This is a genomic window from Microbacterium trichothecenolyticum, from assembly GCF_041938625.1.
In the GTDB taxonomy this organism is placed as follows: Bacteria; Actinomycetota; Actinomycetes; order Actinomycetales; family Microbacteriaceae; genus Microbacterium; species Microbacterium trichothecenolyticum_D.
In genome coordinates, this window is record NZ_CP169427.1 from 544,998 (window position 1) to 564,062 (window position 19,065).

Annotated in this window: 15 protein-coding genes and 1 pseudogene; 6 read left to right on the top strand and 10 right to left on the bottom strand. The window is 68.4% G+C overall.

Features of this window, described 5'->3' with window-relative positions:
• The first annotated feature begins 232 nt into the window (after positions 1 to 232).
• The gene (locus ACEYYH_RS02580; RefSeq protein WP_374976732.1) at positions 233 to 1,129 is read left to right on the top strand and encodes an endonuclease domain-containing protein; all 897 of its coding nucleotides are present in this window, start codon (positions 233 to 235) and stop codon (positions 1,127 to 1,129) included.
• A gap of 335 nt (positions 1,130 to 1,464) precedes the next feature.
• Here ACEYYH_RS02580 and ACEYYH_RS02585 read toward each other — a convergent pair whose 3' ends face one another.
• Both ACEYYH_RS02585 and ACEYYH_RS02590 read right to left on the bottom strand, forming a co-directional pair.
• On the bottom strand, positions 1,465 to 1,695 hold the full coding sequence (locus tag ACEYYH_RS02585) for a helix-turn-helix domain-containing protein (protein ID WP_374976733.1): 231 nt from the start codon (positions 1,693 to 1,695) through the stop codon (positions 1,465 to 1,467).
• Positions 1,692 to 1,919 carry a hypothetical protein gene (locus tag ACEYYH_RS02590; protein ID WP_374976734.1) on the bottom strand — a complete coding sequence of 76 codons (228 nt, stop codon included), beginning with the start codon at positions 1,917 to 1,919 and terminating at the stop codon, positions 1,692 to 1,694. The genes ACEYYH_RS02585 and ACEYYH_RS02590 overlap by 4 nt, the downstream gene beginning before the upstream one ends.
• An 86-nt stretch (positions 1,920 to 2,005) precedes the next feature.
• Between ACEYYH_RS02590 and ACEYYH_RS02595 the strand changes: the two genes are divergently transcribed.
• Positions 2,006 to 4,531, top strand: a complete 2,526-nt coding sequence (locus tag ACEYYH_RS02595; protein ID WP_116194741.1) for an ATP-dependent Clp protease ATP-binding subunit — start codon at positions 2,006 to 2,008, stop codon at positions 4,529 to 4,531.
• A 65-nt stretch (positions 4,532 to 4,596) separates the two neighbouring features.
• On the opposite strand, the gene ACEYYH_RS02600 is transcribed toward ACEYYH_RS02595, so the two are convergent.
• The 4 genes from ACEYYH_RS02600 to ACEYYH_RS02615 are packed head-to-tail and all read right to left on the bottom strand — an operon-like array spanning position 4,597 to position 12,457.
• On the bottom strand, positions 4,597 to 5,607 hold the full coding sequence (locus tag ACEYYH_RS02600) for a putative zinc-binding metallopeptidase (protein WP_374976735.1): 1,011 nt from the start codon (positions 5,605 to 5,607) through the stop codon (positions 4,597 to 4,599).
• 39 nt (positions 5,608 to 5,646) lie between these two features.
• Positions 5,647 to 6,567: a transglutaminase N-terminal domain-containing protein gene (locus ACEYYH_RS02605; RefSeq protein WP_374976736.1), complete on the bottom strand. Its 921-nt coding sequence runs from the start codon at positions 6,565 to 6,567 to the stop codon at positions 5,647 to 5,649.
• Positions 6,564 to 9,098, bottom strand: coding sequence for a circularly permuted type 2 ATP-grasp protein (locus ACEYYH_RS02610; RefSeq protein ID WP_374976737.1), 2,535 nt, complete (start codon positions 9,096 to 9,098; stop codon positions 6,564 to 6,566). Before ACEYYH_RS02610 ends, ACEYYH_RS02605 begins: the two co-directional genes overlap by 4 nt.
• Positions 9,095 to 12,457 (bottom strand): DUF2126 domain-containing protein, encoded by a 3,363-nt coding sequence (locus tag ACEYYH_RS02615; RefSeq protein WP_374976738.1) that lies wholly within the window; start codon positions 12,455 to 12,457, stop codon positions 9,095 to 9,097. The genes ACEYYH_RS02610 and ACEYYH_RS02615 overlap by 4 nt, the downstream gene beginning before the upstream one ends.
• Before the next feature lie 73 nt (positions 12,458 to 12,530).
• Here ACEYYH_RS02615 and ACEYYH_RS02620 point away from each other — a divergent pair, with 73 nt between their 5' ends.
• Complete coding sequence (locus ACEYYH_RS02620; RefSeq protein WP_374976739.1) at positions 12,531 to 13,058, top strand: amino-acid N-acetyltransferase; 528 nt, start codon at positions 12,531 to 12,533, stop codon at positions 13,056 to 13,058.
• 78 nt (positions 13,059 to 13,136) lie between these two features.
• On the top strand, positions 13,137 to 13,832 hold the full coding sequence (locus ACEYYH_RS02625) for a hypothetical protein (protein WP_374976740.1): 696 nt from the start codon (positions 13,137 to 13,139) through the stop codon (positions 13,830 to 13,832).
• A gap of 239 nt (positions 13,833 to 14,071) precedes the next feature.
• Here the strand turns inward: ACEYYH_RS02625 and ACEYYH_RS02630 are convergent.
• The 4 genes and pseudogenes from ACEYYH_RS02630 to ACEYYH_RS02645 form a co-directional block, all read right to left on the bottom strand.
• Positions 14,072 to 14,622: pseudogene (locus tag ACEYYH_RS02630) on the bottom strand (transposase); the annotation flags it as partial.
• A gap of 731 nt (positions 14,623 to 15,353) precedes the next feature.
• Positions 15,354 to 15,878, bottom strand: a complete 525-nt coding sequence (locus tag ACEYYH_RS02635) for a hypothetical protein (RefSeq protein WP_374976741.1) — start codon at positions 15,876 to 15,878, stop codon at positions 15,354 to 15,356.
• 986 nt (positions 15,879 to 16,864) lie between these two features.
• A complete protein-coding gene (locus ACEYYH_RS02640; protein ID WP_374976742.1) occupies positions 16,865 to 17,536 on the bottom strand; it encodes an Ltp family lipoprotein in 672 nt (223 codons plus the stop codon).
• 264 nt (positions 17,537 to 17,800) lie between these two features.
• Positions 17,801 to 18,274 carry a hypothetical protein gene (locus ACEYYH_RS02645; RefSeq protein WP_374976743.1) on the bottom strand — a complete coding sequence of 158 codons (474 nt, stop codon included), beginning with the start codon at positions 18,272 to 18,274 and terminating at the stop codon, positions 17,801 to 17,803.
• Between the two features lie 235 nt (positions 18,275 to 18,509).
• On the opposite strand from ACEYYH_RS02645, the gene ACEYYH_RS02650 reads away from it, so the two are divergent.
• Positions 18,510 to 18,803 carry a helix-turn-helix domain-containing protein gene (locus ACEYYH_RS02650; RefSeq protein ID WP_374976744.1) on the top strand — a complete coding sequence of 98 codons (294 nt, stop codon included), beginning with the start codon at positions 18,510 to 18,512 and terminating at the stop codon, positions 18,801 to 18,803.
• The gene (locus ACEYYH_RS02655) at positions 18,800 to 18,994 is read left to right on the top strand and encodes a helix-turn-helix transcriptional regulator (RefSeq protein ID WP_374976745.1); all 195 of its coding nucleotides are present in this window, start codon (positions 18,800 to 18,802) and stop codon (positions 18,992 to 18,994) included. Before ACEYYH_RS02650 ends, ACEYYH_RS02655 begins: the two co-directional genes overlap by 4 nt.
• Positions 18,995 to 19,065 lie beyond the last annotated feature (71 nt).

Consider the following 19,065-nt stretch of genomic DNA (forward strand, 5'->3'; position numbering starts at 1 on the left):
TGTCGCGAAGTGTCGCCCCCGCTGGCGCGTTGTGACAGGGGACCAGGGGAAACGCGGACGGGCGGGGCAGACGTGGCCTCCTCCACAGGCAGGGTGAGGCTTGCGCACTCCACGGAGTCGAGCTGTGCGCGCACAATGCGGACGGCGCTCCGGTCACGCTCGTCATGTGATGCGACCTCTTCCCGAGGGCCTCGGGCCCCGATTCTCCGTCCGGCAGGCGAAGGAAGCCGGTGTGCCGACCGGCCGACTGCGCCGCGCAGACGTGGACAAGCCCTTTCATGGGGTGCGCGTGCTCCGCGATGCCAGCCTTCCCGAAGGACTCGAGACCGATCGCTGGGGCCGGGCTCTCGGCCCGGCTGAGCGAGCCCACCTCGCTCTCGCCCTCGCCTACGCACCGCGGATGGCCGAGGGCGAATTCTTCAGCCACATCACCGCCGCCGTCATTCTCGGGATCCCCCTCCCGTACCTCCTGGTCGCGCGGTCGATGCTGCATGTGTCTGTGTTCCGCCCACGACGGCTCCCTCGCAGCGCCGGGGTCCGTGGGCACGAGGCCAAGCCCTCGTTGGTGCGAACCGTGCGCGACGCGCGCACGGGACTGCTCACCGCGACGCCGGCGACGGTCTGGGCGAGTCTCGGACGACAGCTGACCGATCCCTACGATCTCGTGGCGGCCGGAGATGCCGTCGTCCGGACGTGGCGCGTCGACTCGCCGCTCGCGACGCTCGCCGATCTGGAGGCCGCGGTCACGGCGGGCCGCAGAGTCGGAGTGGCGGCGGCGCGCCTTGCACTGCCGCGCGTGCGAACCGACTCCGCGTCCCGCACCGAGTCATGGCTCCGGCTCACTCTCATCGATCACGGTCTGCCTGAGCCTGCGCGAAATCACGAGGTCTCTGCGGACGGCGTCTACCTCGGCTGCGTCGATCTCGCCTACCCCGACCTCAAGATCGCGATCGAGTACGAGGGTGAGCATCACCTTCTCGATCCGGAGCAATGGGCGCGCGACATCGCGCGCTACGAGGCGCTCCGCGCCGCGGGATGGGTCGTCGTCCAGATCACCAAGGCCGAACTGTTCCACGAGCCCGCAGTGGCCGTGCAGCGGGTACGCGCCGCGATCCGCCGTCGCGGCTGAGTCGTGCAGACGCCGGCGCCGTTGTCAGTTCCCGCGTTCGTCGCGCCCGCACCGATCGGGTTCCGCATGCCGCGCCCCCGCTGCACCCGGATCCTTCCTCGCCTGTCGCGGACTGCCGCCGCGCTCGACACTTCGCGACAGCTGAGCCGTATCAGCTCGAAGCGACACAGCTCCCCTGCCGCAAAGTGTTGGCACCCGCGACACCTTGTGACAGGGGAGCAGTGCGTGTCCGGCGCGCTGCTGCTCGCCTGGCTCATCGTGTCGAGGCTCGCGGCGCTTCGTGACAGGCGAACAGAAGATGGACGGATGCCTCGGCCCGCGGCATCCGGAATCCCTCAGTCGGCCCGGACGAGCAGTTCGCCGATCTCGCAATCGAGCGCCCGGCAGATCGCCGACAGCGTCGAGTAGCGGATCGCACGCGCCCGGTCGTTCTTGAGGATCGACAGGTTCACGACCGAGACGCCGACGAGCTCCGACAGGTGCGTCAGGGTCATCCCGCGTGCGAGCAGCAGCTCGTCGAGCCGGCAGTGGACGCCGAACGGTCCAACGTCCTCGGCGGGCGTCATACCAGCCCGGCCGTTTCGCGCTGCAGGCGCTCGCCGTAGCGGAAGATGGCCCCGAATGCCGCGAAGCCGAAAGCGGCGCCGATCGGCCAGAACGAAACGGCGACCCGGTACACGCCGGTCGAGACGACGTCGCTGCCCCAGGCGGGGAAAAACGATAAACCGGACGGATGCTGCGGCGCAAGGGTTCCGTTCCGTTTCGTGCGCGCTATGCCCACGGCGAACACGGCCGTGCGCTCACGAGCCGCTGGCTACCCTCGATGTAAGGCGCAGTGGGTCACAAGCGACCCGAAACGCCCCGGAGGAGTGAACGATGTTCGAGAGATTCACCGACCGTGCCCGTCGTGTGGTCGTCCTCGCCCAGGAAGAGGCGAAGATGCTGAACCACAACTACATCGGCACCGAGCACATCCTGCTCGGTCTCATCCACGAGGGCGAAGGGGTCGCCGCCAAGGCGCTCGAGAGCCTGGGCATCTCGCTCGACGCCGTGCGTGAGCAGGTGCAGGACATCATCGGCCAGGGTCAGCAGCAGCCGACCGGTCACATCCCCTTCACGCCGCGCGCCAAGAAGGTGCTCGAGCTCAGCCTCCGCGAGGCGCTGCAGCTGGGCCACAACTACATCGGCACCGAGCACATCCTCCTCGGCCTCATCCGCGAGGGCGAGGGCGTCGCCGCCCAGGTGCTCGTCAAGCTCGGCGCCGATCTCAACAAGGTGCGTCAGCAGGTCATCCAGCTCCTCTCCGGCTACCAGGGCAAGGAGCCGGCGGGTGTCGCGAGCGGCCAGGGCGAGCAGACCCAGGGCACGACGCAGGGCGGCTCGCAGGTGCTCGACCAGTTCGGTCGCAACCTCACGCAGGCCGCGCGCGACAACAAGCTCGACCCCGTCATCGGGCGCGAGAAGGAGATCGAGCGCGTGATGCAGATCCTGTCGCGCCGGTCCAAGAACAACCCGGTGCTGATCGGCGAGCCGGGCGTCGGCAAGACGGCTGTCGTCGAAGGGCTCGCTCAGGCGATCGTCAAGGGCGACGTGCCCGAGACGCTCAAGGACAAGCAGCTCTACTCGCTCGACCTCGGTTCGCTGATCGCCGGTTCCCGCTACCGCGGTGACTTCGAGGAGCGCCTGAAGAAGGTCACGAAGGAGATCCGCACGCGCGGCGACATCATCGTCTTCATCGACGAGATCCACACGCTGGTGGGTGCGGGCGCCGCGGAGGGCGCGATCGACGCGGCATCCATCCTGAAGCCGCTGCTCGCGCGTGGCGAGCTGCAGACGATCGGTGCCACGACCCTCGACGAGTACCGCAAGCACTTCGAGAAGGATGCTGCGCTCGAGCGCCGCTTCCAGCCGATCCAGGTCGCCGAGCCGAGCCTGCCCCACGCGATCAACATCCTGAAGGGGCTGCGCGACCGCTACGAGGCGCACCACAAGGTGCAGATCACGGACGGCGCGATCGTCGCGGCGGCGAACCTCGCCGACCGCTACATCTCGGACCGCTTCCTGCCTGACAAGGCGATCGACCTGATCGACGAGGCCGGTGCACGCCTGCGCCTGTCGATCCTGTCGAGCCCGCCGGAGCTGCGCGAATTCGACGAGAAGATCGCCAAGGTCCGTGAAGACAAGGAGCGCGCCTCCGAGGACCAGGACTTCGAGAAGGCCGCGTCGCTGCGCGACGAGGAGAAGTCGCTCCTCGCTGAGCGCCTGCGCCTCGAGAAGCAGTGGCGCTCGGGCGACGTCGCCAGCCACGCCGTGGTCGACGAGGGCCTGATCGCCGAGGTGCTCGCCCAGGCGACCGGCATCCCGGTGTTCAAGCTCACCGAGGAGGAGTCGAGCCGCCTCGTCTTCATGGAGAAGGCGCTGCACCAGCGCGTCATCGGCCAGGAGGAGGCGATCGCCGCCCTCTCGAAGACGATCCGCCGCCAGCGCGCGGGCCTCAAGGACCCGAAGCGCCCGTCGGGCTCGTTCATCTTCGCCGGCCCCACGGGCGTCGGAAAGACCGAGCTCGCCAAGGCGCTCGCCGAGTTCCTCTTCGACGACGAGCACGCGCTCATCTCGCTCGACATGTCGGAGTTCGGTGAGAAGCACACGGTCTCGCGCCTGTTCGGTGCCCCTCCCGGGTTCGTCGGGTTCGAAGAAGGCGGCCAGCTCACCGAGAAGGTGCGCCGCAAGCCGTTCTCGGTCGTGCTGTTCGACGAGATCGAGAAGGCCCACCCCGACATCTTCAACTCGCTCCTGCAGATCCTCGAAGAGGGTCGCCTGACCGACGGTCAGGGCCGCGTGATCGACTTCAAGAACACGGTGATCATCATGACGACGAACCTCGGTTCGTCGGCGATCGCCGGTGGCCCCGTGGGCTTCCAGGTCGAGGGCAACAGCGGCACCACGTACGAGCGCATGAAGGGCAAGGTCAACGAAGAGCTGAAGCGCAACTTCAAGCCCGAGTTCCTGAACCGCGTCGACGACATCATCGTCTTCCCGCAGCTGAACAAGGACGAGCTGCGCCAGATCGTGGGCCTGTTCACCAAGCGCCTCGGCGAGCGCCTGCTCGACCGCGACATGACGGTGGAGCTGACGGATGCCGCGAAGGACAAGCTCATCGAGATCGGCTTCGACCCCGCGCTCGGCGCCCGACCCCTCCGCCGCGCCATGCAGCGCGAGGTCGAAGACCGCCTGTCGGAGAAGATCCTGCACGGCGAGCTGAACCCCGGTGACCACGTGAAGGTGGACGCCGAGAACGGCGAGTTCGTGTTCGAGCACGGCCCGCGCGGCGAGAAGGTCGCGGTGGGCGTCGTCCACAACGGCGAGATCACCGCCACGCCGGACCTCGCTGCGAACGCGTAACCCTGATTCGAACGAAGAGCGGATGCTGCGGCATCCGCTCTTCGTCGTTTCCGACGTCGACCCGCTCAGCGCGCGGCAGTCGCCGACGGGCGCAGCGACGCGACGAAGTCGAGCTTGTCGAGCACGGGATCGGCGAGCACGAACGGATACAGGTCGTCCTTGCCCATCGAGCGGTTCACGAGGTTGAGGGCCGCGGCCAGCGGCACCCACACCTCGGTGACGAGGTCGCGGAAGCGCGCACGCCCGACGAGCTCGGCGGCGGGCACGAGCCCGTACTCGACGGCGGTCTCGATCGTGTCGCAGATGTGCAGGTAGTGCGCCCACGTCTCGGCGAAATCCTCGTACGGGTGCATCGAGGCGTACGCCGAGATGAACTCACGCTGCCAGTTCGTCAGTGGACCCTCGGCGTAGTGCCGATCGACGGACGCCGCGTAGTCGGTCGTCTCGTCGCCGAAGAGCTCGCGGGCACGAGCCTGCCGCTCCGGGTCGCCTGAGCGGGTCACCAGCTGCCACTCGAAGTAGTGACCGACCTCATGGCGGAAGTGCCCGAGCATCGTGCGGTAGGGCTCGGCCAGCTCGTTGCGGACCCGCTCGCGGTGCGCGTCGTCGCCCTCGGCCAGGTCGATCGTGACGACCCCGTCGGCGTGCGCGATCGTCACCGGGCTCACCCCCGACGACAGCAGATCGAAGGCGAGGCCGTGTGCGGCATCCGTCCCCTTCCCGGTCACCGGAAACCCGAGACCGTCGAGCTCCGCCGTGAGGTGGCGTTTGGCGCGTTCGGCGAGCAGGAAGTTCGCGAGGCCCGTCGTGTCGGAGTCGGCGGGCCGGGTGCGGGTGAGATCGCACGCGAAGCACTGTCCGCCCTCGAGCGGAGCGAGCCACGCGCAGCCCGAGAGTCCGAGGTTGCGGCATACGTGCCACACCCACCCCTCGGCGTCGACGTAGACGCCGCGCGCGTCGACGGGGACGATATCGCGCTCGCTGCGCGAGTAACCGAGTGCTGTGCCGCACGAGACGCACACGGAGTTCTCGAAGTACAGCGCGTTCCCGCACACGCGGCAGCGATAGGCCTTCATCACTCAAGCCAAGCACACCGCGCCCGTCGCTGGGCGCCGCTACGGTGCGGCGGGTACGAGCGGCGCGTGATCGAGCGGGGCGACGTCGACCGACACGCGCAGGGTCGACTTCTTGGCCTTCGTGTAGATGATGCCCTTGATCGGCGACACGTCGCCGTAGTCGCGCCCCCAGGCGACGGTCACGTAGCGCTCGTTCGCCCATTGGTCGTTGGTGGGATCGATCGCGAGCCACTGGCCGGATCCGGGCATCCAGACCGCGAGCCACGCGTGCGACGCATCGGCCCCGACGACGCGCTCCTTGCCTGGCGGTGGCTGAGTGGCGAGATAGCCGCTCACATAGCGCGCGGCGATACCATGCCCGCGGAGGCACGCGAGCGCGAGGTGCGCGAAGTCCTGGCAGACGCCGGCTCGGTTGCGCATCACGTCGGCGACGGTGCTCGTGACGGTGGTCGCGGTGCTGTCGTAGGTGAAGTCGCGGTGGATCCGATGCATCAGGTCGGTGGCAGCCTCGCCGATCGGTCGGCCGGGAAGAAGGGATGCCGCGGCGTAATCCGTCGCCTCGGCCAGGTGGGCGACGCGCGCGGACTCGAGCGCGTAGTCGGTCGCCTGCCACGCATCGGCGGCCGTGCTGCCGCCGCCATCCGAGCCCAGCAGCGGTCGCGACAGCTCCCAGGGGGCCTGGAGTGCGAAGTCGTGGTAGAGCGGCCGCTCAGCGATGACCTCGCTGGTCGACTCGATCTCGAGCTCGCGGTGAGATCTTGTGACGTGGAAGTAGGTGGTGGAGTTGCCGAAGAAGTCAGTGTCGGCGTTGAGGTCCTCGGGGTCGGGGGCGACGACCACCTGGCTCGTCACCACCTGCTGCCAGGGCAGCTGCCGGGGGATGAGGTGGAACATGCCCACGCTGTCCTGCACGGCCCTGCTGTAGGCGTAGGTCGTGCGGTGCGTCACGCGATACCTCATGTGCCGACCATCTCCTCGATGAGCGCGAGCGCCGACAGTGGAACGGCGGGTGGACCGGCCTCGAAGTGCACATGGCTGATGGATACGCCGATCTGCTCGAGATGTGAGATCGTGTCGGCGAGCCACTGCTCGAGGTCGCCCCGGCGATCGTCGACGCTCGCGGCGAGGCCGACGACGTCGGTGGCGCGCAGCGCGCCCTCGACGTGGTGAAGCAGACGTTCGGGTCGCGTCGAGCCGGTCGAGGCGGGCATCGCCGCGAGGTGCGCGCGCAGCTCAGCCAACGCGAAGGCGATCGATCGAGGGTTGTCGCGATCGAGCAGGAGCAGCTCGAGGGCGTCGGCGGTCCGCACGGATCCGCGGTAGCGGCGTCGGTGCGTGACGACACTCTCCGCCGCGGTCAGCATCGTCTCGAGCACTTCCCGATCGACCCGGTGCCCGCGCCGGTCGACCGCGGTGGCGGCGAGCAGGTGGCATATCTGCAGCGCGCGCTCCAGCATCCGACCAGCCTCTATCATGTGCCACCCGCTGTCGCGCATCATGCTCGCCGTCACACCCTGGAACGACAGGATGCAGGTGAGCATGCGTCCGCCCGACTCCGCGGTGCGGTGTGCGCGGGTCGAGGCCCGCAGCGCCCTGGTGGCGCGATCGATGCCCGAGAACACCCGCCATGTGTCGCCCGACAGCTGGTCGCGCACGCCCTCGAGGCTGTTTCGGAGACAGGCGATGGAGTGCGCCGCGGATCCCGCACGGGTGCCGTCGAGCAGGAGCGAGCGGAACTCCGCGTCGGGATCGGTCCACCTCGAACCGGCGAGGCGGCGCAGAGCACCCAGGAGTACCCGCGTGGGCTCATCCGGGGCGACGGGCTGTCCGCCGGACTGGTCGAACTGCGCCTGCGTGGTCAACAGCAGCCGCAGCAGGTCTTCGGCCCGCTCGGCGTAGCGGCCGGCCCAGAACATGTCCTCCAGGGCGCGCGGCGACGGCGTGGGCACCGCTCGTCCGAGCGGCAGCGGCGCGATCTCGGGAAGGCCCTGGTCGGTATCGGTCTCGGTCGCTTTCAGAACCCAGACGTCCTTCGTCGTCGGAGCCTCGTCTGGCTCCTCGCGCACCGAGGCGAGGCCGCCGACCAGCGGCCGGTAGGCCGAGCCGTAGCGGAGGGCGAACGCACGCAGCACGAGGGGGCGGGCGTCGGCCGCCCCCGAGGAGCGCCACACCGGCGCTTGCGACAGCGGGAGCAGATCCTGGCCGACGAACCGGTGGGGCGCGGCGGTGATGCGCGCGGCGAGCTCGTCGGGGTCGAGGTCGGCGACCGCGGCGCGGGGGCGGTCGATCGGGCGCACAAGAAGGTCCTCGTCACCGGCCGCGATCCGGCTGAGGACGTGTGCGAGGTCGTCCGGACGCCCGCACCACCACGTGGGAACCGCGGACAGGCGCAGCTGCTCGCCCAGCAGGTGCTCGCACACTGCGGGCAGGAACGGCAGGAGCGCCGGGTTCTCGAGCACGCCCGCGCCGAGCCCGTTGACCAGGCGCACGCGTCCGCGCCGCACGGCTTCCGCGAGGCCGGCCACGCCGAGGCGGGAGTCGGCCCGCATCTCCAACGGGTCGCACCATTCCGCATCGACGCGTCGCAGCACCACGTCGACACGCTCCGTCGGGGTGGTCGCCGGCCAGCCCGCAGGCTTGGTCCACACCCATCCGTCGCGCACGACGAGGTCGCTTCCCTGCACCAGCGGGAATCCGAGCGCGTTCGCAAGGAACGCCTGATCGAAGGCCGTCTCGGACCGGGCGCCGGGAGACAGCACCACGACCCGGGGATCGTCGACGCCCTCGGCGGAGGCGATCAGCGCGACGCGCAGCGCCGCGAAGTACGGCTCCATGCGGTGCAGGTTGCTCTCCTGGAAGAGATCGGGCAGCACCTGCGAGATCACCCGGCGGTTCTGCATCGCGAACCCGAGCCCTGACGGCGCCTGCACGCGATCGGAGAGCACGCGCCACTCGCCGTCGGCGTCGCGTCCCAGGTCGGTGCCCGAGAGCAGCAACGGCTGGACGTCGCGTGCGCTCGCGCGGGCGACCGGGCGCGCGAAACCCGAGTGGGCGAACACCGTCGCGGCGGGCAGGACACCCGACGACAGCAGCGTCTGCTCGCCGTAGAGGTCGACCAGCACGGCGTTCAGCAGCTCGGCACGCTGTGCCAGGCCGACCTCGAGATGGGCCCACGTGGCTGCGTCGAGCACGAGCGGGACGGGGTCGAGCAGCCAGGGCTGGGGCGCGCCACCCGGCGGCGCATAGGTCACCCCGTCGTCGGCGAGGAACCGGACGATCTCGCCGTCGACGCGCTGCAGCTCCTCGGGCGTGAGCGAGAGCGCGACCGACGCCATCGCCTTCCACGCGGGGCGCAGGGTGCCGTCGGGCGCGACAACCTCGTCGTACCTCGACACCGACGCGAGGGCGAGACTTCCCTGGAGCCCGGTGGGCGCGATCAGCGGCAGTGTCGCCTGAGACACCGTCGCGGCATAATCACGCAGAACCGTCACGTCTGGGGGACCCTCCTCAGATCGAGGGTACGGGGATAATCGGGGGTCGCCGCACGCCGCCCCGCCGCGCGCGCGGCGGCGACGTCGAACGCGCCCGGAGTGTGGCCGCGTGGTTCGAAGCGGCCGGATCGCCTCGCTTCGGCCTCGTTGGCGTTGACGGGCGGATGCTCGTACGCGCGGCCGCCGGGATGCACGACGTGGTACGTGCCGCCTCCCAGACTCGCCTGCGCCTCGATATCGACCACCTCGAACGTGAGCGGCGAGTGGACCTGGATCGACGGGTGCAGCGCCGACCACGGCTGCCACGCGCGGAAGCGGACGCCGGCGTAGTACTCGCCGAGATGCCCCGTGGAGGTCAGCGGCACCTCGACGCCATTGCACGCCACGAGGTGCCGCGCGGGATCGATGCCGTGCACCTTCACCTGCACGCGCTCGACCGAGGAGTCCACGTAGCGCGCCGTGCCCCCGGCCGTCGCCTCCTCGCCGAGCACGTGCCACGGCTCGATCGCCTGCCGGAGTTCCAGTTCGATCGTGTCGCCCCCGGCGCTCGACGCGAAGCCGGTCCAGCCGCCCTCCAGATCGGGACGGGTGACCGCCGAGCCCGCCGTCGCCGCGATGCGGGTCACGCCGATCCGCGGGAACCGGAACTCGGTGAACGAGTCGAGCCAAGTCTCCTCGAACGCGATGCCGTGCGCGCGCAGGTCGGCGACGACCTCGTATACGTCGCGGATCGCGCCTTGCGGGAGCAGGAAGTCGTCGTGCAGCGCCGTGCCCCATCGCGCCAGCTTCGCGACGTATGGCTTCTCCCAGAACATCGCGACGAGGCTGCGCACGAGGAGCGCCTGAACGAGGGCGAGCTCGGGATGCGGCGGCATCTCGAAGCCGCGCAGCTCGAGCAGACCCAGCCGTCCCCGGCTCGAGTCGGGGCTGTAGAGCTTGTCGACGCAGAACTCCGCGCGGTGGGTGTTGCCCGTGAGGTCGGTGAGCAGGTGGCGCAGCGCGCGGTCGACGACCCACGGGCCCGGCTGCCCGGCTGTGGGCGCGGAATCCGCCGTCTCGGAGTCCTCTGCGGCGATCGCCGTGAGCCGGCGCAGCTCTTGCAGTGCGATCTCCATCTCGTACACCGCCTCGGGCCGGCCCTCGTCGAAGCGCGGCGCCTGGCTGGTGGGCCCGATGAACCGCCCCGAGAAGAGATAAGAGAGAGACGGATGCCGCTGCCAGTACGCGACGAGGGACGCGAGCAGATCGGGCCGGCGCAGCAGGGGCGAGTCGATCGGCTGCGGACCGCCGAGCGTCAGATGGTTGCCGCCGCCGGTGCCCGTGTGGGTGCCGTCGAGATCGAACTTCTCGGTGGTCAGTCGCGACAGCCGCGCCTGCTCGTAGAGTGTGAAGGTGAGCGCGCGCTGGTCCGCCCACGATGACGTGGGCTGCACGTTGACCTCGATCACCCCCGGGTCGGGAGTGACCACGAGCTGCGTGAGCCGGGCGTCGGGCGGCGGGCCGTACCCCTCGATCACCACGCGCCCGCCCGTGTCGGCCGCCGCCCGTTCGATGACGTGCAGCAGATCCGCGTAGGACTCGAGGTCCTGCGTCGGCGGGAGGAACGCGTGCACGTGGCCGTCGCGCGCCTCGAACGCCAGCGCGGTAGTGGCAGCGCCGACCGGGTCCACCACCTCGACGGAGGGGATGTCCGGATCGAGCGGCGGCCCCGCTTCGAGGTACGAGGGTTCGCCGGACCACTCCGGGTCGGTCCAGGCGATGGCGTCGAGGGGGAGACGGAGCCCGGCTGCGCTCGTGCCCGGGTTGAGGACGAGCCGCCCGCGGCGGAAGCGCCACGCGGGACTCGTCCAGGTATCGCCGGTCGTGAGGGGGAGCACCCACGCGGTCGCCGCGGTGAGGGCGCGATCGAGCGCGGCGGCGTCGTCGGCGTCGGGCTCGGCACCCGGACGGGGTCCCTGCGGCCGGCGCAGCTCGTCCGCCAGGCCGGCCAGCGGATCCTCGTAGGCGGCCAGGAGACTTTCGGCGGGGAGACCCACCAGCTCGGTCACCCGGCGGGCGATGGCCTCGGCGGAGGCCGAGGCCGAGGCATCCGCGTGTCCGTCCCACGGGTCGGCGAGGAGCACCGGATCGTGCCACAGCGGCTCGCCGTCGGTGCGCCACTGCAGCGCGATGTTCCAGCGCGGCAGCGGCTCGCCGGGGTACCACTTGCCCTGGCCGCGGTGCACGACGCCGCCGAGCGCATAGGTCTCGCGCAGCCTGTCGGCGAGCGTGTTCGCCAGCGCGCGCTTCTCGGGCCCGTCGGCGTCGGTGTTCCACTGCGCGCTGGTCGCGTCGTCCAGGGAGACGAACGTCGGCTCCCCACCCATCGTGAGGCGCACGTCGCCGCGGCGCAGACGTTCGTCTACCGCCTCGCCCAGCGCGTCGATCCGCTGCCACTGCTGGTCGGTATACGGCTTGGTGGTGCGCGGATCCTCATGGATGCGCCGCACCTCGTTGTGGAAGGCGAACGACACCGCCACGGGCTCGGTCGCACCTGTGATCGGGGCGGCGCTGGACGGGTGCGGAGTCGCGCTCAGCGGGATGTGTCCCTCGCCGGCGAAGAGGGCGCTGGTCGGGTCGAGGCCGATCCACCCCGCTCCGGGGATGAAGACCTCCGCCCACGCGTGCAGATCGGTGAAGTCGGCCTCGGGGCCGCTCGGCCCGTCGAGCGCCGCCTGGTCCGAGGAGAGCTGCACGAGGTAGCCCGACACGAAGCGGGCCGCGAGCCCGTACTGCCGCAGCAGACTCACGAGCAGCCACGCACTGTCGCGGCACGAGCCGATGCCGAGGGAGAGGGTCTCGTCGGGCGTCTGCACGCCCGTCTCCATGCGCACGGTGTACGCCACGTCGGCGTGGACGGCGCGATTGAGGTCGGCGAGGAACGTCACCGTCGGCACGCCGTCGTCGGGGAGCGGTGGGAGCGCTTCGCGCCACCGGGTCGCGTCGTCGCTGTCGGTCACGGGACGCAGATACGGTGCCAGGTCGGCCTCGAGAGCGGGGTCGTAGCGGAACGGGAAGCGCTCGGCGTACTCCTCGATGAAGAAGTCCAGCGGATTGATCACCATGAGATCGGCGACGAGACCGACGGTGATCTCGAGCCTGCTCACCTTCTCGGGGAACACGATCCGGGCGAGCCAGTTGCCGAACGGGTCCTGCTGCCAGTTGACGAAGTGATCTTTGGGCCTGATGTCGAGCGAGTACGCCTCGATCGGTGTGCGTGAGTGGGGAGCCGGGCGCAGCCGCACCACATGCGGGAACACCTGGACGGGCCGCGCGAACTCGTAGCCGGTGTAGTGCTCGAGTGCCACTTTGATCGACATGACAACAGCCTGGTGCACACCTGTTGCGCGTTGGTTACAGATTTCCTCGCCGTGCGCGGTCTACTGTGGAGCGGTGAGTCCCCCGCAAGACGCTGCGCCGGCGGAGTTCACCGTGCGCGCGGCCCGCACCAGCGACGTCCGCCGCATCCAGGCGCTCCTCGAGCCGTTCGTGCAGCGGCGGATCCTGCTCGGCAAGGACCTCGTCGTGCTCTACGAGGCGACGCAGCAGTTCCTGGTCGCCGAGGACGCGAACGGCGACATCATCGGCTGCGGCGCACTGCACGTCATGTGGGAGGACCTCGGCGAGATCCGCACCCTGATCGTCGCCGACGGCTGGCTGCACCACGGCGTGGGCCGCGCGATCGTCGAGGGCCTCGAAGCGAACGCCCGCACACTCGGGCTCTCGCGCCTGTTCTGCCTCACCTTCGAGGTCGACTTCTTCACGCGCCGCGGATTCCAGGAGATCGGCGAGCAGGTCGTCGACCCCGACGTCTACTCGCAGCTCATCCGCTCTCCCGATGAGGGTGTCGCGGAGTTCCTCGACCTCGCGCACGTCAAGCCGAACACCCTCGGCAACAGTCGAATGCTCAAGCGCCTCTGACCGGGATGAACCCGCCGGGTCGCGGCATCCGGGGCGCGCCGACGGGAGAACCCGGCGCCCGCCGTTAGCCTGTTGAGCATGACCGGCACCACCCCTCGACGTCGTCCTTCGAAGGCGGTGTACCGTCGCCGGCGGCTCGTGCTGATCGTCGGGCTGCTGGTCGTCGTGGCGGTCGTCTGGCTGCTCATCGCCCAGCCGTGGGCGGGCGCGGCCACCACGGCGTCCGACGAGAAGCCGCAGACCAAGAACACCGCCGAGTCGCTGCCGGTGCCGTCGTCCCAGGCGACGACCGGGGGAACCGACACCGGCGCCGTCGAGGGCGCGGTCGTCGAGGGTCAGACCCCGACGCCCGGGGCGACCCCCACCGCGCAGCCCTGCGTCGCCAGCGAGATCGCGGTCGAGCCCGTGACCAGCGCCGACACGTACGCGGGCGATCAGCAGCCGCAGTTCACCATCACGCTCACCAACAACGGCCCCGACTGCACGATGAATGTCGGCACCAGCGCCCAGTCGTTCACGGTCACGAGCGGCGACGACATCTGGTGGCGGTCGACCGACTGCCAGAGCGAGCCCAGCGACATGATCGTGCTGATCGCCGCCGGCCAGACCGTGTCGAGCGCGACGGCCCTCTCGTGGGATCGCACGCGCTCCGCGGTGGGCACGTGCGCCGACGGCAACCGCCCGATGGCGCCCGGCGGCGGCGCGTCGTATCACCTCTCGGTCGAGATCGGCGGCATCCCGTCGACCGAGCCGAAGCAGTTCCTGCTCTACTGAGATATTCCGCGTGATTACGCGAACTATCAGGCGTTGGTCCGCAGATCGTCCGCAGAATCGGCCGAACGACCCTGGAACGCGACTGCGACCGCCTGCCTGGACGACTCGTCGCGGGCAGGCCAGAGATGCCCGTAGACGTCCAGCGTGTTTTCGCGGACGTGTGACGGAGGCGTGCTTGCACAGTCTTCACATCCAAACCCGAGTCTGTCCGATGAACGGTGTTTCTGGGCCGGCGGTCATTAGTTGATGCGGCCCTCGAACGCGATCGCGAACGCGTTCAGCGCCGGCTTCCACCTCGTCGCCCAGCGTGCCCTGCCCCGCCCTGTGGGGTCAAGCGAGCGAGTCACGAGGTAGAGGCACTTCAGAGCGGCTGCGTCGTTCGGGAAGTGGCCGCGCGCCCGGACCGCGCGGCGGTAGCGGGCGTTGAGCGACTCGATCGCATTGGTGCTGCAGATCACGCGGCGGATCTCGACGTCCCAGTCCAGGAACGGCACGAACTCGGCCCACGCGTTCTGCCAGAGCTTCGTGATCGCCGGGTACTGCTGCCCCCACTTCGCGTCGAACTCGCGGAACCGTTCCGCCGCGGCCGCTTCCGTCGGGGCGGTGTGGACGGGGCGGAGGTCCTTGCCATCTCTTCCCAGTAGTGGCGGGACGCGAACCGGAAGGTGTTGCGGATCAGGTGGATGATGCAGGTCTGCACCGTCGCGAGCGGCCACGCGGTATTGATCGACTCCGGGAGGCCCTTGAGCCCGTCGCAGACGACGATGCAGACGTCCTCGGCATGCTTGTTGTTCTGGCAGCCCTAGGCGCCGCCACAATACTGACGTTCGGAATCCTGGCGCTATCGGACGCCGCAGTACTTGGTAGAGCCAATCGAGCGCTGGGTTACGGCTCTCGGCAAGCTCGTATGCCGATCGCACAGGCCCAGCCTTCGCGATCGGGTGCCAGCACGCGTACGTGTGGCGGGGGTAGTGCTCGAGTGCCCAGGTGATGAATAGGTAGTAGATCGGCGCCGAGCGGAGAAACGGACGCCGCGTAGTGATCTGGGTGGGGTTCGACGTTGATCACGAACCGCACGAACGGGTCTTGCCTTACTTCTCGCGCGACGCGGTACAGCGTGACGATTAGGGCGATGGTGCCCGTTACGGCGCCGATGATCGCCACAACATCAGTGGCCTGCATGAGCCATAGCTTGCCAGTGCAGGGCATCCCGACACGGGGTGCCCTTTCTCATGGAAGGAGACGTAGAAGACGTCGTTGTCCACCATTCGGGGGAGATAGACCGCGGTGATTCACGTGTGCCAAGGTGATTCCTGGCTCGACGACTCTGCCCCGTTCTCCAATGGCCGTGCCAGGGCATGTGTCCCGTTCCAGCGCCCGTCGCACGCGTCGTGATGGCCCGGTCTCCCCTCGAGCCGCGGATTCCGCTTGCCGGCACGGGCTCGAGGGAGACCGCTCAGATGGCCGCGCACGCCCGACCCACTCCTGGCCTCCCCAGCAACGGTTCCCGCCGAGTCCTGACTATCGGTCGTTGTCGATGGGCTCCGGGGTACCGTCAACCGGTGGGGCGGGCTGGGCGCCCGTCGCGCCGTCGCGTTCGGCAGAGACAGCGGTGCGGCTCGTCGACGTCACCGCGTCGTGATGTCTCCTCGCAAAGTATGCGTTGGATGAAGGCAAGAACTGCAGTACGACGGCGGCAGCGTTCATCGCGACAGAAACCCCGTTGAGCGGGTTCGCGTGCTCAGCGTGGAATGTGACGACGACCAAACCTATCGCGGCCAGCGTGGTGAGAAGCGTGCGGGCCCAGCGATGCCCGCGGAGCATGAACCACGCGAAGACAAGTCTGACCAAACCCCATCCCGTGAGCGCCACAGCCAGCGCGATGGCGGAATCAGGATCATCAATGGGGCGCTTGATCAGCACCCCAGGGAGAGCGTTGGCGAAGAGGAGGACCGCGCCGATAAGCCCCACGAAGGTGGCGATCACCCACACCGCGAACGCCCACTTTACAGCCCGAGGGCAGTCCTGGCCGGCGGCGTTCGTCACGGCATGATCTTCCGGCACGGACCCCTAACACACCAAACCAGCGCCACTTTGTTGCACATCTGAGACTGCTCGTCTGCCAGCGGCGGAAGGAGCTACGGCAGCGCCCATAGCGCAGCCAGCCCAGGGCGATCGCCCTTCGATAATCAAGCCCCCTCGGGCTCGGCTACGGCCGGGTTCGAGGGGGCGTTTCGTCGTTCACGCCACGGTCTGTAACAAGCTCATTACCTGGAGGGAATGAACCGGACAGCAAGTCTGTGGAAAGGTGAGATTGGCCTTCTGCTGACACACTGCCCGGTCTCCCCAGTACCAAATGGGCCGTGCGCTCCGTCCCCCAAGCTGGCGCACACCGTCGGGGTTGGCCCGGTCCCCCTCGGGCCCGATAGCACGTCCGGGCTCGAGGGGGCCGCTGCTGGAGCGTCCGTGCAAAGGCCGGCCGCTCTTTCCCCAGTCCCCAGTGCGGCCAGTGATGTAAGTGGACCCCAAGTCCCATCACTGGTCGCCGTCTTAACCTAACTGTCCACCTTGTGGTGGACAAGGGGCCAGGTCATCAGGCCCTCGGCGTGTGACCGCGTTCCGCCAGACGACGGTGTCGATCGCCCCGCCGACGCCGTCCCATGTGACAACGACGACCCGGTCGTTCCATGCCTTCGCGAAAGCAGGGATTCGCTCGGCGGGCCGGTCGCGCCATGAGATCCACGCCCAGACCGCCGGCTTCGACTGACCGCGTGGCACCCACACGAGAGGCTCGGGACCGTACGCGCTCGAGGGGAAGCGTGGTGGGTGGCGGTAGTGCCTCCGCGATCTTGCGGTCGTTGAGCGCGTCGTAGTGCGCTTCGTAGCGGCGGTTCTTCGTCACGGGTGGCCGGGATCCTTCCTCCGGCCGATTGCCTCAAGGCTACGCGCCCACCACCGACATCACGACGGTTCACCCATACGTAGCCGGCCCTCCTGGCATCGCACGGGAAGGCCGGCTACGTGGAGCGGGCTCAGTAGCCGACCTGGCTGAGCCCGTACTGGATCTCGGCGTCACTGAACCCTTCGTAGGCGAGTTGGTCGTACAGACCCTGTCGCGAGAACGACGAGTACTCGAGGTAGTCGGCAGCACTTTCCGCGGCTTCCGCGTTCCAATCAGCACCGGCGTTGTCCACGCCAAACGTCGCGTCTTCCGTCGAGTACCCTTCGTACTCCAACTGACTGATCAGGCCCGATCGGGAGAACCCGGAGAACGCCAGATAGTCCTTCGCCTCTTCAATAGCATTCTGCTGCGCCAACGTGTAGACCGGCTTCGGGGCCTCGCTAGTGATGGACAGTGAGACGATCTCGGCCTCAGTGACCTCCGAACCACCTCTCGGCTGCTGAGTTGTGACGACCCAGTCGTCCGCCGCCTCGCTCGGCAACAGCTCCACGCCGACCTTCGCCAGCTCGACCCGTGCTTCGGCGATGGTCAAACCCACCAGGTCGGGCACGGTGATCGTTTCGGTGGATACCGTTGGCCGCTTCGATTCTTGAGTGAAGCCTTCGTTCCCCACCGCTGGCTTAGCGTCGCCCGAACCACCACTCGCAGCGTTGATCGAACCAATGATGATGATCAACAGGATCAGGGCGCCGAGGCCGATGAGTACCCAGGCCCACCACCCTATTTGGCACAGGACGCCCACGCCCCAAGAGTTGAGGCCCCCGGTCCTGATACAAACGCTCAGGGTTTGCTCAACCTCCGCGGATCGTCGGCCCGGTGAACTTGGGCGGGATCCGTATCGGCATCGTCGGCGCGAGCACGTGACCGCACGCAGGGCACGCTCACCCGCCCGGAATGTCACGCATCAGCACACCGCACTTCTCGCAGCGAGGCTGGGCGCCGTCGTCGTCGATCACACCCCGAGGCTATCCAAAGCCGATCGCTCCCGAGCCCTGTCTGGCCGAGGTCAGTGCACGCCCCACTCTTCGTCTGTCAGCGTCGAGAGGTCTTTACCCAGGGACTCGTAGATCTCCGCTCGCTTCTTTATTCGCATCCTCCCTGGCAAGAGCCATAGGGCGAACACTGCCCCCGCGTAGAACAGAAACACCAACACAGTCACCAAAACCTGGACGCCGAAATCTTGGGCCGGGTTGAGGTTCGCCATGACGGTGAGGGCAATACCGAACAGAAGTGCGACCAGCCCAAAGATCGTGGGAAAGACGCGTCGCTTTCGGATGCAGTCGCTCACCGCCAGTTCGACGACGTAAAGGCTGATCCTGCGTTCGATCAACTGGGTCTCAGCTTCGGAGTGCTTATCTCCGCGCATCTCGACCCAGCGTTTGTACCAGGCGTAGTCGCCCGAAGGGCGTACGAACTGCGAGATGGCTCCGAGGATGGCTGCCGCTGCGGCTGCTAGGGACGCCACTACCGCCCAGTCCATGCACGGAAGGTTACTGCCGCGTCCCCGACAGCGCTACGAAACCTCGCAATGCGGACGACCCTCAGCACTCGTCTTCTGCTTTCGTCTCGGTGCGGGATCCCGATGGCGTCACCGAAACAAATCCGCTGAGCGGCGTGGAGAAAACACCCAACGACTGCGAGAAAACACCCACTCGCACACGCGCGGGCGAAATCTGCCACGGGACCCCCGGGGCGCACCTGGTAGAACCACGTGCATGAAGAGCACGCCTCTTACCGCCGACATTGTGCGCACGATCGTGCGTGAAGAACTCGAGCGAGCCCTGAACATCGTCGCAGCACCAGAAGTCACCGTCGACGCCAACGAGCTCGCGAGAATCCTCAACGTCTCAACCGACACCGTCTATCGCATGGCTCGCACCAGCGACATCCCGGGCCACAAGCTCGGCCAGTGGCGCTTGTGGCCCTCCGAAGTGCGCGCCCACATCAGCCGGCCACGCGACCCATGGCAGCAGTCGAACCGCTCACGAGCAAGGAAGCGCATCACATGAACCAGATGACGGGTCCCGTCTTCACATCGAAGCAAGCCGCCCACTACTGCGGCATCGCTACCCAAACCCTCTACAACCTGATCTCGCAGGGGCAAGGGCCGAAGCACTACAAGTACGGGAAGCGGAACGCGTTCTATGCGGCTGACCTGGACGAGTGGAACCAGGCCTGCCTGCGACTCGCTACCCCGTAGTCCGCAGAAAGTCCGCAGAACCTCCGAATCACACCGGTCCTTCCCAACCGCAGGCTATGGTTGCACCCGCA

Bases quoted from the DNA above. Each gene is read 5' to 3' on its own strand.
- ACEYYH_RS02615 (WP_374976738.1), bottom strand. From the start codon at position 12,457: ATGTCGATCAAAGTGGCACTCGAGCACTACACCGGCTACGAGTTCGCG.
- ACEYYH_RS02600 (WP_374976735.1), bottom strand. From the start codon at position 5,607: ATGAAGGCCTATCGCTGCCGCGTGTGCGGGAACGCGCTGTACTTCGAG.
- ACEYYH_RS02650 (WP_374976744.1), top strand. From the start codon at position 18,510: ATGAAGAGCACGCCTCTTACCGCCGACATTGTGCGCACGATCGTGCGT.
- ACEYYH_RS02585 (WP_374976733.1), bottom strand. From the start codon at position 1,695: ATGACGCCCGCCGAGGACGTTGGACCGTTCGGCGTCCACTGCCGGCTC.
- ACEYYH_RS02645 (WP_374976743.1), bottom strand. From the start codon at position 18,274: ATGGACTGGGCGGTAGTGGCGTCCCTAGCAGCCGCAGCGGCAGCCATC.
- ACEYYH_RS02625 (WP_374976740.1), top strand. From the start codon at position 13,137: ATGACCGGCACCACCCCTCGACGTCGTCCTTCGAAGGCGGTGTACCGT.
- ACEYYH_RS02605 (WP_374976736.1), bottom strand. From the start codon at position 6,567: ATGAGGTATCGCGTGACGCACCGCACGACCTACGCCTACAGCAGGGCC.
- ACEYYH_RS02595 (WP_116194741.1), top strand. From the start codon at position 2,006: ATGTTCGAGAGATTCACCGACCGTGCCCGTCGTGTGGTCGTCCTCGCC.
- ACEYYH_RS02655 (WP_374976745.1), top strand. From the start codon at position 18,800: ATGAACCAGATGACGGGTCCCGTCTTCACATCGAAGCAAGCCGCCCAC.